This is a genomic window from Nitrobacter sp. NHB1, from assembly GCF_036964665.1.
In the GTDB taxonomy this organism is placed as follows: Bacteria; Pseudomonadota; Alphaproteobacteria; order Rhizobiales; family Xanthobacteraceae; genus Nitrobacter.
The window spans coordinates 360,483-374,892 of record NZ_JBAMDA010000001.1; the positions used below are offsets into that span (position 1 = coordinate 360,483).

Here is a 14,410-nt window from a genome sequence, read left to right on the forward strand (position 1 = left end):
GAGAGGCAACCATGACCATCAATCTCAACGTTCCCGACATTCACGAGCTGAAGCCGCGGATCACCGTATTCGGCGTTGGCGGCGCTGGCGGCAACGCGGTCAACAACATGATCACCGCCGGGCTGGTCGGGGTCGACTTCGTCGTTGCCAACACCGATGCGCAGGCGCTGGCCATGTCGAAGGCGCAGCGCATCGTCCAGATGGGCACGCAGGTCACCCAGGGTCTGGGCGCGGGTTCGCAGCCGGATGTCGGCGCGGCCGCGGCGCAGGAAGTCATCGACGAGATTCGCGATCACCTCTCGGGCGCAAATATGGTGTTCGTCACCGCGGGAATGGGCGGCGGCACCGGCACCGGTGCTGCACCCGTGATCGCCAAGGCCGCGCGCGAGATGGGGATACTGACCGTCGGCGTCGTCACCAAGCCGTTCCACTTCGAGGGCCAGCGCCGCATGCGCACCGCCGATTCGGGAATCGGTGAGTTGCACAAGGTGGTCGATACGCTGCTGATCATCCCCAATCAGAACCTGTTCCGGGTCGCCAACGAAAAGACCACCTTCGCCGACGCCTTCGCGATGGCCGACCAGGTGCTCTATTCGGGCGTCGCCTGCATCACCGACCTGATGGTCAAGGAGGGCCTGATCAACCTCGACTTCGCCGACGTCCGCGCCGTGATGCGCGAGATGGGCAAGGCGATGATGGGCACCGGCGAGGCCTCCGGCGAGAAGCGCGCGCTCACCGCCGCCGAAGCCGCGATCGCCAACCCGCTGATCGACGACAGCTCGATGAAGGGCGCGCGGGGCCTTCTGATCTCGATCACCGGCGGCAAGGACCTGACGCTGTTCGAGGTCGACGAGGCCGCCACCCGCATCCGCGAGGAGGTCGATCAGGACGCCAATATCATCGTCGGCGCCACCTTCGACGAAAGTCTTGACGGTATCATCCGCGTGTCGGTGGTCGCCACCGGCATCGACCAGAGCACGATTGCGCGCACTGCCGCCGCCACGCCGGCCACGAAACTGGCATCTGCTCCGTCGCTCGCGTTGGACACGCGTGTGGCCGATCTGACCGCGAAGCTGCGCGAGGACAACAAGCGTCTCGCCGCCGGTGCCGCGCAGAAAGCCGCCGAGCCGCCGCGTCCCGCCGCCCATCCCGCCCAGGCGCCGCAGCATCAGCCCGCCGCGTCCAGCGCCAATGTCGAGCGCGCGGCGCTTGAGGCGATTGCCGCGGCCGTCGCCGAGCCGGTGCGGCCGGCCGCTCCGGCTGCCATGCAGCCTGCATCTTACGGCGACGTCACCGTGCGGCCGATCGCGCAGAAGCCGACGCTGTTCCCGGATCACGATCCCGCCCCGCGCGAGAAGCAGGAGCCGCCGCCGCCGGAGAACTTCATCCCGCAGCCGGCCGAACGTGCCCCGGTCCGCGCTCCGCGGATGCCGAGGATCGAGGAACTGCCGATGCCCGCGCAAAACGAAATCCGTCAGGCGAGGGGTGAGGTCGACGGGGATCATCCGCAGAAGAACCGGCTTTCATTGTTGCAGCGCCTCGCCAATGTCAGTCTCGGCCGCCGCGACCAGGACACCGAGCCTCCGATCGCGGCTCGCGCCTCCGGGCCGGCCATGGCTCCGATGCCTCCATTGCCGGAGCGTCGGCCGCAGCGCAGCGTCGCCGAGCAGATGGCTGCGAGCGCAGACAATGAGCCGGTATCGGAGTATGCCCGGCGTCCGGCGCCGCAAGGACTGGACTCCCACGGCCGTCCGGCTCCCGTTGCACCGGCGCCACAGGGGGACGACCACCTGGATATCCCCGCTTTTCTGCGCCGCCAGGCCAACTGAGGTCCTGTAACAATTGGAAATCGGAGGGGCTTCGGCGATCAAGCCGGAGCCCTTTTCTTTTCTTGATCCAGTATTTTACTATCTGTATGCAAGCGCTTATATCTTAACGAAAATTTATGTATCTTATGTTTCGCTTTAAGGTCACGCCGGCCCGCAAATTTGGTTAACAGGCGGCGTGATTGCGGCGGAGATAGGGTAACAATTGGTAAAGAAGCGTGAATTGGCGGACTTTGGGGCTACCGGTATGTTTTATCGGTGACTTGGGGAATCGCGAATCGATTCGCCGCCTCTCAGGCGGGGAAATTCGGCATTCGGGATGAGTCACTTGGGCCAGGGTTTATGAAATTCAACCGCCAGACGACGCTTCGTTCGCAAGCCACCGTGACGGGTGTCGGCGTTCATTCCGGATCACCCGTCAGTCTGACCCTTGGCCCTGCCTCGATCGATGCGGGTTTTGTCTTTGTCCGGACCGGCACCGATGGAATTGATCGACGGGTGCAGGCCGTCGCAAAATCCGTCACGTCGACCGAATTCGCCACGGTGCTGGGCGACCAGCAGGGCCCGCTTGTCTCCACCGCCGAGCACGTTCTTGCCGCGTTGCGCGGCATCGGCGTCGACAACGCCACCATCGAAATCGACGGGCCTGAAGTGCCGATCATGGACGGCAGTTCGGCCGCGTTCGTCGCCGCGATCGACCAGGCCGGTATTGTCGAGCAGTCCGCGCCGCGCCGCTTCATTCAGGTGTTGAAGCCGGTGCGGGTGACGAGGGGCGAGGCGTCCGGCGAGATTCGCCCGCATGCACGCGGTTTCCGTGTCGAGGTCGAGATCGATTTCGCCAATCCGGTGATCGGTCACCAGGATTATGCCCTCGACCTCAATCCCGAAAGTTTTCGCCGCGAAATCAGCCGCGCCCGTACCTTTGGCTGCTTGAACGATGTCGCGAAGCTCTGGAGTGCCGGCTTCGCGCGGGGCGCGTCCTTTGAAAACTCCATGGTGTTCGATGACGAGCGCCTATTGAATGCCGGTGGCCTGCGCTACGCCGACGAGTGCGCGCGACACAAGGTTCTCGATGTGATCGGCGATCTTGCGCTCGCAGGGTTGCCGCTGATCGGCGGCTATCGCTCGGCGCGCGGCGGGCACAAGCTCAACCATGCCGTGCTCTCGGCCTTGATGGCCGATCGGACCGCCTGGCGGGTGGTCGAGGGCCAGCCGGCCTCGCGTCCGCGCAGTCAGGGCGAAGCGGTCGGCGGAATGGTGGGCGGCATGGTTGCGGCCTACGGTCCCAACGTGTCCTGATCCGCAGGGCACCAGCATTCTGCCCCGTTCACACGTCTCGCTTCTGTTCTGTTACTGCGGTTACTGGAGTCGTCATCTCGCACCTCCGGAGCGTTGTGCGCTCCGGCGTTTCGCCTTAATCCGGGCGAAATAGCTGCGTACCCGATTGGTAGCGGTTTTTTTTCGGCTAAAGGGGCTCGCGGTCGAGAGGTCGCACCGTCTGTTCCGGGCGGTGCCCGGGTCACCGTATCACGGACGTCAGGTTTTTATCGATGTTGGCTAAGCGTATGGCGCTCGGACGGGTCGCGTTGACGGATCGCACGGTTCTCCTCGATCGGTTCGGCCGGAAACTGCGGCTTGTCGTCTCCCTCGCGGTTCTGGGGGCGACCCTGAGCGGCTGCGGCACGGGTGCGCTGTGGGACAAGTTCATGGCGAAGGACGAACAGACCTTCAGCGATCAGCCGGCGGACAAGCTCTACAACGAGGGCTTGTTCCTGATGAACAACCAGCATGACCTCAAGGCGGCGACGAAGAAGTTCGACGAGGTCGACCGCGAGCACCCGTATTCGGATTGGGCGCGGAAGTCGTTGCTGATGTCGGCCTACGCCTCTTATCAGGCCGGCGACTACGATACCTGCATCGGCTCCGCGTCGCGCTACGTGACGCTGCATCCCGGCAGCCCCGACGCCGCCTATGCGCAATACCTGATCGCCGCCTCGAACTATGACCAGATTCCGGATATCTCGCGCGACCAGGCCCGCACCGAGAAGGCGATGGCTTCGCTCGAGGAGGTAATCCGCAAATATCCGACGTCCGAATATGCCGGCGAAGCCAAGAAGAAGCTCCAGGGCGCGCGCGACCAGCTCGCCGGCAAGGAAATGGCGATCGGCCGCTACTACATGGAGCGGCGCGACTACACCGGCGCCATCAACCGCTTCAAGACCGTCGTGACCCGTTACCAGACCACGCGGCACGTCGAGGAGGCGCTGGCGCGGCTGACCGAGGCCTATATGGCGATCGGAATCGTCGGTGAGGCGCAGACCGCCGCGGCCGTGCTCGGCCACAACTTTCCGAACAGCCGCTGGTACAAGGACGCGTACAATCTCGTGAAGTCGGGCGGGAGCGAGCCGAGCGAGAATCGGGGCTCGTGGATCAGCAAGGCGTTCAGGAAGATGGGGCTCGGCTAGTGTCCAGGTCCGAACTTCGCTAGACTCTACGCTAAGCGTCTCTGCGAACCCGTCAGCGACACCTTGGCAGGAACCGGCCTCCTATGCTTGCGCGCCTTTCGATCCGCGACATCGTCCTGATCGAGCGGCTCGATATCGAGTTCGCCTCCGGCCTTGCGGTGCTGACCGGCGAGACCGGCGCGGGAAAATCCATTCTGCTTGATGCTTTCGCGCTGGCGCTCGGCGGTCGCGGCGACGCCGGGCTGGTCCGCCACGGCGCGGAGCAGGGGCAGGTCACCGCCACCTTCGATATTCCGAAGAACCATCCGGTCGGCGCGATCCTCGCCGCCAACGCCATCGACGGCTCTATTTCTGAAGATTCGGGCGAGATGATTCTGCGCCGGGTGCAGCTCGCCGACGGCCGCACCCGCGCCTTCATCAACGATCAGGCGATCAGCGTGCAGACCTTGAAGGCGGTCGGCGCGGCGCTGGTGGAAATTCACGGCCAGCACGACGAGCGGGCGCTGGTCGATGCCTCGACCCACCGGCGGCTGCTCGATGCCTTTGCCGGATTGGAGGCCGATGTCGCCGCGCTAGAGGTGCTGTGGGAGGGCCGACGCGCCACCCGTGCGGCGCTCGACGATCACCGCGCCGGTATGGAGCGTGCCGCGCGCGAGGCCGACTATCTGCGTCATGCGTCCGACGAGTTAAGACAACTCGCGCCGCAGGACGGCGAGGAAACGGCTTTGGCCGAACGTCGCACCACGATGATGGCCGGAGAAAAGATCGCGGCCGACCTGCGCGAAGCGCAAGACGCCGTCAGCGGCAACCGTTCGCCGGTGAGTGCGTTGGCGGCGGCGGTGCGGCGGCTGGAACGGCGGGCCGCGAGTTCGCCGCAACTGGTCGAGCCGGCGGTCAGGGCCATCGATGCCGCCATCAACGCGCTGGAGGAGGCCGACCAGCATCTCGCGGCGGCGCGCGCAGCGGCCGATTTCGACCCGGCCGAGCTGGAGCGTATCGAGGAACGGCTGTTCGCGCTGCGCGCGGCGTCACGCAAATATGCTACGCCGGTGGACGGCCTTGCTGCGCTCGCCGCCAAGTTTGCGAACGACGTTGCGCTGATCGACGCCGGCGCGGATCGACTGACCGTGCTGGAAAAGGAGGCGGTCGACGCCGACAGGCGCTTCGCGGCGGCGGCCGCGAAACTTTCTGCAACTCGCATCAAGGCTGCGGGAAAACTCGACAAGGCGGTCAATGCGGAGCTTGCGCCGCTGAAGCTCGAGCGCGCGACATTTTCCACGCAAATCGAATCGGATTCGGCGTCGCCGGGGCCGCAAGGCTTCGATCGTGTCGAGTTCTGGGTGCAGACTAATCCGGGCACCCGGCCGGGGCCGCTGATGAAGGTTGCCTCCGGCGGCGAACTGTCGCGCTTCCTGCTGGCGCTGAAGGTGGTGCTTTCGGACAAGGGCTCGGCGCCGACGCTGGTGTTCGACGAGATCGACACCGGAGTCGGAGGTGCGGTGGCCGACGCCATCGGCGCGCGGCTGGCGCGGTTGGCCTGCAAGGTGCAGGTGATGGCGGTGACCCACGCACCGCAGGTCGCGGTGCGCGCCGACCAGCATCTGTTGATTTCAAAGGATGCGCTGGACCGCGGCAAACGCGTCGCCACCCGTGTCGCGACGCTGGCGAACGATCACCGCCGCGAGGAAATCGCGCGGATGCTGGCGGGGGCCGAGATCACTGCCGAAGCCCGCGCCGCTGCGGAACGGTTGTTGAAAGCAGTGGGGTAAGTCGCTATGGCGGCAAAGCCCAAAACGCCTCCGCCCATCGATTCCCTCACGAGGGCGCAGGCGAAGATCGAGCATAAGCGACTCGCGCTCGAGATCGAGGCACATAACGAGCGCTACTATCAGAAGGACGCACCGACGATTTCCGACGCCGCCTACGATGCGTTGCAGCAGCGACTTGAAGCAATCGAGGCGCGTTTCCCTGAATTGGTCACGGCCAACTCGCCGACGCAGACGGTCGGTGCCGCACCGGCGCGTGGCTTTGCAAAAGTGCAGCACGCCGTGCCGATGCTGTCGCTCGGCAACGCTTTCAGCGACGGGGAAGTCGCTGAATTCGTCGAACGCATCCAGCGTTTTCTGAAACTCGGCGCGGACGACATTCCCGCCATCGTCGCCGAGCCTAAGATCGACGGGCTGTCGCTGTCGCTACGCTACGAGAACGGCGAACTGGTGCGCGCCGCGACGCGCGGCGACGGCTTTACCGGCGAGGACGTCACCGCCAATGTGCGCACCATCAAGGACGTGCCGAGTACGCTGAAGGGTCGCTCCATTCCCGCCGCCTGCGAGCTGCGCGGCGAAGTTTATATGCTCAAGACGGACTTTCTCGCGCTCAACAAGAAGCAGGAAGAAGCTGGCGACACCGTATTCGCCAACCCGCGCAACTCGGCCGCCGGATCGCTGCGCCAGAAGGATGTGGCGATCACCGCGTCGCGTCCGCTGAAATTCTTCGCCTACGCCTGGGGCGAGATGACGGATCGACCCGCCGGCACCCAATACGACATGCTGGGGTGGCTCAAGGATGTCGGCTTCAAAGTCAATCCGCTGATCGAATTATGCAACAACGTCGAGGAGGTGTTGACATTCTACCGCAGGATCGGCGAGCAGCGCGCCGCGCTCGGCTACGACATCGACGGCGTCGTCTACAAGGTCGACCGGCTCGACTGGCAGGAGCGTCTCGGCTTCGTGTCGCGCTCTCCGCGCTGGGCCATCGCGCACAAGTTCGCCGCCGAGCAGGCGACCACAGTGCTGAACGGCATCGACATCCAGGTCGGCCGCACCGGCGCGATGACGCCGGTGGCGCGGCTCGAGCCCGTCACCGTCGGCGGCGTTGTCGTGCAAAATGCCACGCTGCACAACGAGGACTACATCAAAGGCATCGGCAACGACGGGCAACCGATCCGCGACGGCGTCGATCTCCGCATCGGCGATACCGTGGTGGTGCAGCGCGCCGGCGACGTGATCCCGCAGGTGGTCAGCGTTGTGATGGATAAGCCGCGTGGCGAGCACGAGTACAAATTCCCTGACACATGCCCGATCTGCGGCAGCCACGCCGTGCGCGAGGAGGGCGAGGCGGTGCGTCGCTGCACCGGCGCGCTGATCTGCCCGGCACAGGCGGTGGAGCGGCTCAAGCATTTCGTCTCGCGCCTCGCCTTCGACATCGACGGCCTCGGCGAAAAGCAGATCCAGGAATTTCACGAGCGGGGCTGGATCAAGGAGCCGGCCGATATCTTCACGCTTAGGGAACGCAACACGAAGATCAAGCTCGAGGAGCTGGATGGCTATGGCGAAGTCTCGGTGCGCAACCTGTTCGCCGCGATCGATGCTCGCCGGAAAATCGAACTGAACCGGCTGATCTTCGCGCTCGGCATTCGCCATGTTGGTGAGGGCAACGCCAAGCTGCTGGCGCGGTATTACGGCGGTTTCGATAAATTCCGTGCGGCGATGAGCGAGGCCGCGGCGGCGCAGACCGACGGGGGCAACGCCTCCGAGGCCTATGCCGATCTCAACAACATCGGCGGCGTCGGCGACATCGTGGCCGATGCCGTGGTGGAATTCTTCGCGGAGACGCGCAACATCAAGGCGCTGAACGACCTGCTTGAGGAAATCGAGGTGCTGCCGGTCGCGCAGGCGCGCAAGGATTCCGCTGTGGCCGGCAAGACCGTGGTGTTCACGGGCTCGCTGGAGCGCATGACTCGCGACGAGGCCAAGGCCTCGGCCGAGCGTATGGGCGCGAAGGTCTCGGGCTCGGTGTCGAAGAAGACCGATCTCGTCGTCGCCGGCCCTGGCGCGGGATCGAAGCTCAAAGACGCCGAGAAGTTAGGGGTGCAGGTGATTTCCGAGGACGAGTGGCTGAAGCTGATCGAGCGGTAGGTGATCGAAGTCGGATGCGTCGAGAAATGGAGTGACGGACCGTTCAGGCCGGCTGATCGATCGTCACCTTCAGCGTGCCGACGCCGTCGCAGCCGCATTCGATTCTGTCGCCGGGCTGAAGCCGGGAGACGCCGGCGGGCGTGCCGGTCATGATGATGTCGCCGGCCTGAAGTTCGACCTGTTGCGAGAGTTGCCAGATGATCTCTGGCACGTTCCAGATCATCTGCGCGATGTCGCCGCTCTGAGTCTCCTTGCCGTTGACCGTGAGCCAGATGCGGCCTTTCGAGGGATGGCCGATCTCCGCGGCTGGCTGGATCGGGCTCGACGGCGCGGAGTGATCGAACGATTTTGCGATCTCCCAGGGCTGCTCCTTCTTCCGCGCCGCGTTCTGCAGGTCGCGCCGGGTGAGGTCGATGCCGACGGCGTAGCCGTAGACGTGGTCGAGCGCCTTGTCGGCGGGGATGCGCAGGCCTCCGCTCTTCATAGCGACGATCAGTTCGACCTCGTGATGCAGGTCGCTGGTCAGCGGCGGATAGGGGATGACCGCGCCATCGGGCTCAATCATGTCGGCGTGCTTTGCGAAGAAGAACGGCGGCGCGCGCTCGTCGTTGCCCATCTCGCGGATATGCTCGAGATAGTTGCGGCCGACGCACCAGATGCGGCGGACCGGAAAGAATTTGCTCTCGCCCACGACCGCAATGGTGGGTTGGGGCGGCTGTGGAATAACAAAAGACGCTGTGCTCATGCGGCTCTCCGCAGTCTGTACGCGGCTGGGCGACGGAATGGTCGGACCCTGCGGGCCGCGAGATCGAGCTTACGCCGATGCGCTGAGAGGAGCCAGAGCCGGTGCGTCGCGATGCTGCAGGCGAAAGAACGACGCATAGCGTCCGTCGCGCCGCAGCAGGTCATCGTGGCGGCCACGCTCGACGATCTCGCCTCCTTCGACCACCAGGATCGCGTCGGCGTGCATGATGGTGTGCAGGCGGTGCGCGATCACGATCGTGGTGCGATTGCGGCAGAGATGCTCGATCGCTTCTTGTACCTGCTTTTCGGATTCGGAATCGAGCGCGGCGGTGGCCTCGTCCAGCAGGATGATCGGAGCGTCCTTGATCAGCGCGCGCGCCACCGCGACCCGCTGGCGCTGCCCGCCGGAAAGTTGCGCGCCGTGTTCGCCCACGGGCGTGTCATAGCCGAGCGGAAAGTTCATGATGAAGTCGTGAGCGCAGGCGGCTTTCGCTGCGGCGACGATTTCGTCCTCGCCGACGCCGGGACGGCCGAACGCGATGTTCTCGCGGATGGTGGCGCGGAACAGGTAAACGTCCTGTCCGACATAGGCGGTCTGCTGGCGCAGCGATGTCCGCGACACGCCGGAGATGACCTGTCCGTCGATCAGGATGTCGCCCCTGGTGACCTCATACAGGCGCAGCAGCAGCGCCAGCACGGTGGATTTGCCCCCACCCGAGGGGCCGACCAGCGCGGTCATCTTGCCCGGCTCGGCGACGAAGCTCATGCGGTTGAGGACGGGCTCGTCCGGACGATAGGCGAAGGTGACGTCTCGCAGTTCGACGCAAGCGGTCGTCAATTTCAGCGCCGGTTTGTCGCTGTCGTCGGGCTCGCTGGCGGGGGTGTCGACGATCTCCAGAAGCTTGCGTGCGCCGATCAGGTTGCTGTTGAGTTCGATGTTGAGGCGAGCCAGCCGCTTGGCCGGTTCATAGGCCAGCAGAAAGGCGGTGAGGAACGAAAAGAACTGACCGGGCGTCGCGCCCATGGCGACGACGCGATAGCCGCCGTACATCAGCCCGCCGGCGATGGCGAAACCGCCCAGCGTTTCCATCAGCGGACTGGCGCGGTTCGAGACCCGCGCCATCTTGTTGTTGGTCTGCTCGACGGCTGCGATGCTGGCGTCGATCCGTTCGCCCATGGTCCGCTCGAGCGTGAACGCCTTCACGGTGCGGATGCCCTGCAGCGATTCCTGCATGGTCTCCATGATGTCCGTGGTGCCGCTGAACTGGTTGTGGGCGAGCCCCTTGACGCGCTTCACCAGCTTGCGCAGCACCAGCATCGCCGGCGGCGCCACCAGGAGGCCGAACAGCGCCATGTAGGGATCCTGCATCACCATCACGATGATCAGCCCGATCAGCGAGAGCAGGTCACGGCCGACGGCGTTGATCAGCAGGCTGAGCACCTGCGTGACGGAACTGGCGCCGGCGGTCAGCCGCGCCAGAAACTCCGACGAATGCCGCGCCGAGAAGAAACCGATGCTTTCGCTCATCAGCTTGGCGAACAGACGGCGCTGGTTGTTGGCGAGGATCGCGTTGCTGATCTGCGAGAGGATTACGGAATGGCCGTAGGTCGCTGCGCCCTTGAGCGAAAAAATGACGACGGTCAGCAGCGACAGAATGGCGATTCCGCGCACATCCTTGTTGACGTAAGCCTGATTGATGACTTCGCCGAGCAAGTAGGCGGAACCCGCCGTCGTTGCCGCGGAGACGGCCATCAGCGTGAATGCGGCGAGGTAGCGCCGCCAATAGGCCATGCCCTGTTCCGTGATCAGGCGGCGGATCAGGATGGCCGCGCCATAGGGATCGTCGGAAATTTTTTTCGGAGGTTCGGTCATCGCGTTCCATTGACGCCGTGAATCGGCTATCGCCCGCGCGTCAGGGTTGTTGCGAAAGCAACCGACTCAATGCCCGCAATAGCGATTTTTTTCAAGCCAAAACCGGGTTTTCGCCGGGGTTATCAGGCCGATGCCGCGAGCGTGCCCTTGACGTGCCGCTGCGCCAGTTTCTCTTCCCATGCCAGCGCGTGGGCGGCGATGGTTGCGAGGTCGTCGTATTGCGGCGTCCAGTCGAGCGCTGCGCGAATCCGGCCGGTGTCGGCGATCATGGTCATGATATCGCCGGGGCGGCGGTCGGAATAGTGTACCGCGAAGTTGCGGCCGCAGACCCGCCGCACCGCTTCGATTGTTTCCAGAACGGAGTAGCCGCGCCCGTATCCGCAGTTCAGCGTCGTCGAACGTCCGCCGTTTTGCAAGTATGTCAGCGCGGCGCGATGCGCCTGCGCCAGATCGCTGACATGGATGAAGTCGCGGATGCAGCTTCCGTCCGGCGTCGGGTAGTCGGTGCCGAACACGTCGATCTTGGCGCGCTGTCCGGTCGCGGCTTCGACCGCAATCTTCAGAAGATGCGTGGCGCCCGCCGTCGACAGGCCGATCCGCGCCTGCGGATCGGCGCCCGCGACATTGAAGTAGCGCAGCACGACGTAGTTCATGCCGTGCGCGGTCGCGACATCGTGCAGCATGATTTCGCTCATCAGCTTCGACGATCCGTAAGGGGAGAGCGGCCGGGTCGGCGCGTCTTCCGGGACCGGCATCCGGTCGGGATTGCCGTAGACTGCGGCGGTCGACGAAAAGATGAAGCGGTTGACTCCGCATTTGACCGCGACATTCAGCAGACTGCGCGTCGTCATCGTATTGTTGCGATAGTAGGCGAGTGGATCGCGCATCGACTCGGGCACCACCACGGAACCCGCAAAGTGAATGATGCTTTCGACCCCGTGCTGAGCGATAACGTTCTCGACGAGATTTTCGTCGCCTGCATCGCCGATGAACAGCGGCACGCCTTCCGGCAGCGCCGATGAAAAGCCGGTGGAGAGGTTGTCGATCACGACGACGCTTTCGCCGGCTTCCGCCAGCGCAAGAACCATATGACTGCCGATGTAGCCGGCGCCGCCGGTAACGAGCACGGTCATGTCTGTTCCTCCGGGCGAGAGTTCGAGGCGGGCGCGCCCGCGTTTGCCGAAATCTCGCATAAAACGGTGGAATTGCCGTATAGCATGGCCGTGATAGGTCAGATTTTCCGCGCTTCGAGCCGGGGAATCGACATTATGGTTGTCAAACTGTAACGAGAGCCGATTTTTTCTGAGCGGCCTTCGGTGTCGATGACTGACATTCTCATCATCAAGACCTCTTCACTCGGCGATGTGGTGCATCAGATGCCCGCGATCGTCGATGCCTCGCGCGCATGTCCGCAGTTGCGGATCGCGTGGCTGGTGGAAGAGGCGTTCGCTCCGTTGGCGCGATTGCATCCGTCGGTCGCCGACGTCATGAGCGTTGCGACACGGCGCTGGCGTTCGCAACTCGTCGCCGGCGCGACGTGGCGCGAGATCGTCGGATTTCGCGCGCGCTTGCGCGAGCGGGCCTTCGACAAGGTGATCGACACCCAGGGCCTGATCCGCTCCGCGATCATGGCGCGCGTCGCGCGCGGCGAGCGCCACGGTTACGATGGTCGCAGCATCCGCGAACCCCTGGCCGCGCGATTCTACGACGTCAGGCACGCGGTGAGGCGCGATCTGCACGCCGTGACTCGAAACCGGATCCTGACCGGCCTCTCGCTCGGATATCGGCCGCCCGACGACGTGGATTACGGTTTGATCCGTCCTGTGGAGGCGGATAGCCAACGCTACGCCGTGCTGCTTCACGGCACGTCCCGGCGCTCGAAAGAGTGGCGTGTCGAGGACTGGATCGAAACCGGTCGCTGGCTGCAGGCGAATGGATTGCAGGCTGTGCTGCCGTGGGGCACCGAGGCCGAGCGCCTGCTGTCGGAGCGGTTATCGCGGGAAATCGCGGGCAGTCGTGTGCTGCCGCGCCAAAACCTCGATCTGACCGCGCAAGTGATCGGCAATGCGACACTGGTGATTGGCGTCGATACCGGCCTGATGCATCTCGCCGCGGCCTATCGCGTGCCACTCGTCGGCATTTATGTCAGCACCGATCCGGGGTTGACGGGGCCGGTCGGCAGCGGCCGCATGGCGGTGCTGGGCGGCAGGAACGGTCCGCCCGCTGCGCGGCAGGCGATCGAGGCCGCCGAGCGATTGCTCGGTTAGTCAGGGTGCCACGCTTGGACGGAAACATCGCGATTATCCGTCATTGCCGGGCTTGACCCGGCAATCCATCTTTTCTTCGAAAGAAGATGGATGCCCGGCATAAAGCCGGGCATGACGAACCTGTCTAAATATTCGCCGTCGCGCGCGATATGTTTGCAAGCACCCGTGCGACGAATGCGTCGAGGTCGCCGCCTGTGAACAGGTAGCCCGGAATTCCCGCGCCGGCCGCTGCTTCGATATCGCTCTCGCGGTCGCCGATGGCAAAGCTGCCTTGTTGGCGCACCGGCCAACGCCGCATCAGGTCGAGGATCATGCCTGGCTTCGGTTTGCGCCAGAGATGATCTTCGAGATATCCGGCTACGCTGCCGTCGGGATGGTGCGGGCAATATCTGAAGTCGTCGATTCGTGCGCCCTGCGACGCCAGATGAGACTGCATCCACAGGTGCAGGTTGCGCGTATCATCCTCGCTGAAGAAGCCGCGCGCGACGCCGGATTGATTGGTGAAGATGAAAACGAAATATCCGGCGTCGTTCAGCCGTCGGATCGCCTCGGCGACGCCGGGCATCCAGCGAATGCGGTCGCGGGTGCCCATGTAGCCGTCGTCGTGATTGATGACGCCGTCGCGATCCAGAAATGCGGCGGGCCTCGAAATCGGAACGCTATCGGCGCCGTTCACTTGTCGTCGGCTCCGTCTGCCAGCGCGCGCTCGACGCTGTCGCAGATCGCGTGACCCGCTGTCATGTGGATTTGCTGTATCACGGGGGTGTCGTCGCTTGGCGCAACAAAAAGATGATCGCAGGCGTCGTGCAGGCTTCTGCCCTTGAGGCCGGTGAAACCGACCGTGACGAGGCCGCGCCCGCGCGCGGCGGCAAGCGCGGCGAGGATGTTTGGCGATCGGCCCGAGGTGGACAGTGCCAGCAGCACGTCGCCGGGCTGGCCGAGACTCTCGACCTGCCGGGCGAAAATCTGCTCGAAGCCGTAGTCGTTGGCGATGGCGGTGAGGGCGGATGTGTCGGTGGTCAGCGCTATGGCGGCGAAGCCGGGCCGCTCCTTCTTGTAGCGTCCGACGATTTCCGAGGCGAGGTGCTGGGCGTCGGCGGCGCTTCCGCCGTTGCCGATCAGAAGTACCTTGTTGCCGGAACGAATGGCGTCGATGATGGAGCGTGCAATATTACTCGCAACCGCAAGCAGCGCCGCGTCATTGGCCGCGAGTTCAAGGGCTGCGAGCGATTGCTGAAAATGGGCCGCGATCGGGTTCTGGCTCAAGGCGTACCTTTGTCACTGTGACGGGCTCAGTGGTAATGAGCGCGTCATGCCC

The 14,410-nt window shown here is 64.4% G+C and carries 11 protein-coding genes; 6 read left to right on the plus strand and 5 right to left on the minus strand.

Annotated elements, in window-relative coordinates:
* Positions 1–11 precede the first annotated feature (11 nt).
* The 5 genes from ftsZ to ligA all read left to right on the plus strand — a co-directional run bounded on the left by ftsZ (position 12) and on the right by ligA (position 8,208).
* Positions 12–1,829: a cell division protein FtsZ gene (gene ftsZ / locus V4R08_RS01730; RefSeq protein ID WP_335577752.1), complete on the plus strand. Its 1,818-nt coding sequence runs from the start codon at positions 12–14 to the stop codon at positions 1,827–1,829.
* A gap of 339 nt (positions 1,830–2,168) precedes the next feature.
* Entirely contained in the window at positions 2,169–3,125 is a 957-nt protein-coding gene (gene lpxC / locus V4R08_RS01735) for a UDP-3-O-acyl-N-acetylglucosamine deacetylase (RefSeq protein WP_335577753.1), read from the plus strand.
* Between the two features lie 266 nt (positions 3,126–3,391).
* On the plus strand, positions 3,392–4,291 hold the full coding sequence (locus V4R08_RS01740) for an outer membrane protein assembly factor BamD (protein ID WP_335580147.1): 900 nt from the start codon (positions 3,392–3,394) through the stop codon (positions 4,289–4,291).
* Between the two features lie 83 nt (positions 4,292–4,374).
* Positions 4,375–6,060, plus strand: a complete 1,686-nt coding sequence (gene recN / locus V4R08_RS01745) for a DNA repair protein RecN (RefSeq protein ID WP_335577754.1) — start codon at positions 4,375–4,377, stop codon at positions 6,058–6,060.
* A gap of 6 nt (positions 6,061–6,066) precedes the next feature.
* Positions 6,067–8,208, plus strand: coding sequence for an NAD-dependent DNA ligase LigA (gene ligA / locus V4R08_RS01750; RefSeq protein WP_335577755.1), 2,142 nt, complete (start codon positions 6,067–6,069; stop codon positions 8,206–8,208).
* A 43-nt stretch (positions 8,209–8,251) separates the two neighbouring features.
* Here the strand turns inward: ligA and V4R08_RS01755 are convergent, their stop codons facing one another.
* The 3 genes from V4R08_RS01755 to galE all read right to left on the minus strand — a co-directional run bounded on the left by V4R08_RS01755 (position 8,252) and on the right by galE (position 11,958).
* Entirely contained in the window at positions 8,252–8,953 is a 702-nt protein-coding gene (locus V4R08_RS01755; RefSeq protein ID WP_335577756.1) for a fumarylacetoacetate hydrolase family protein, read from the minus strand.
* A gap of 69 nt (positions 8,954–9,022) precedes the next feature.
* A complete protein-coding gene (locus V4R08_RS01760) occupies positions 9,023–10,825 on the minus strand; it encodes an ABC transporter ATP-binding protein (RefSeq protein WP_335577757.1) in 1,803 nt (600 codons plus the stop codon).
* 122 nt (positions 10,826–10,947) lie between these two features.
* Positions 10,948–11,958 (minus strand): UDP-glucose 4-epimerase GalE, encoded by a 1,011-nt coding sequence (gene galE / locus V4R08_RS01765; protein WP_335577758.1) that lies wholly within the window; start codon positions 11,956–11,958, stop codon positions 10,948–10,950.
* A gap of 189 nt (positions 11,959–12,147) precedes the next feature.
* Between galE and waaC the strand changes: the two genes are divergently transcribed.
* On the plus strand, positions 12,148–13,092 hold the full coding sequence (gene waaC / locus V4R08_RS01770; RefSeq protein ID WP_335577759.1) for a lipopolysaccharide heptosyltransferase I: 945 nt from the start codon (positions 12,148–12,150) through the stop codon (positions 13,090–13,092).
* A 124-nt stretch (positions 13,093–13,216) separates the two neighbouring features.
* Here waaC and V4R08_RS01775 read toward each other — a convergent pair whose 3' ends face one another.
* Complete coding sequence (locus V4R08_RS01775; RefSeq protein WP_335577760.1) at positions 13,217–13,768, minus strand: D-glycero-alpha-D-manno-heptose-1,7-bisphosphate 7-phosphatase; 552 nt, start codon at positions 13,766–13,768, stop codon at positions 13,217–13,219.
* A complete protein-coding gene (locus tag V4R08_RS01780; RefSeq protein ID WP_335577761.1) occupies positions 13,765–14,358 on the minus strand; it encodes a D-sedoheptulose 7-phosphate isomerase in 594 nt (197 codons plus the stop codon). Before V4R08_RS01780 ends, V4R08_RS01775 begins: the two co-directional genes overlap by 4 nt.
* Positions 14,359–14,410 lie beyond the last annotated feature (52 nt).

Excerpts from the sequence above, each read along its gene's own strand:
- ftsZ (WP_335577752.1), top strand. The coding sequence starts at position 12 with ATGACCATCAATCTCAACGTTCCCGACATTCACGAGCTGAAGCCGCGG.
- lpxC (WP_335577753.1), top strand. The coding sequence starts at position 2,169 with ATGAAATTCAACCGCCAGACGACGCTTCGTTCGCAAGCCACCGTGACG.
- V4R08_RS01740 (WP_335580147.1), top strand. The coding sequence starts at position 3,392 with ATGGCGCTCGGACGGGTCGCGTTGACGGATCGCACGGTTCTCCTCGAT.
- recN (WP_335577754.1), top strand. The coding sequence starts at position 4,375 with ATGCTTGCGCGCCTTTCGATCCGCGACATCGTCCTGATCGAGCGGCTC.
- ligA (WP_335577755.1), top strand. The coding sequence starts at position 6,067 with ATGGCGGCAAAGCCCAAAACGCCTCCGCCCATCGATTCCCTCACGAGG.
- V4R08_RS01755 (WP_335577756.1), bottom strand. The coding sequence starts at position 8,953 with ATGAGCACAGCGTCTTTTGTTATTCCACAGCCGCCCCAACCCACCATT.
- V4R08_RS01760 (WP_335577757.1), bottom strand. The coding sequence starts at position 10,825 with ATGACCGAACCTCCGAAAAAAATTTCCGACGATCCCTATGGCGCGGCC.
- galE (WP_335577758.1), bottom strand. The coding sequence starts at position 11,958 with ATGACCGTGCTCGTTACCGGCGGCGCCGGCTACATCGGCAGTCATATG.
- waaC (WP_335577759.1), top strand. The coding sequence starts at position 12,148 with ATGACTGACATTCTCATCATCAAGACCTCTTCACTCGGCGATGTGGTG.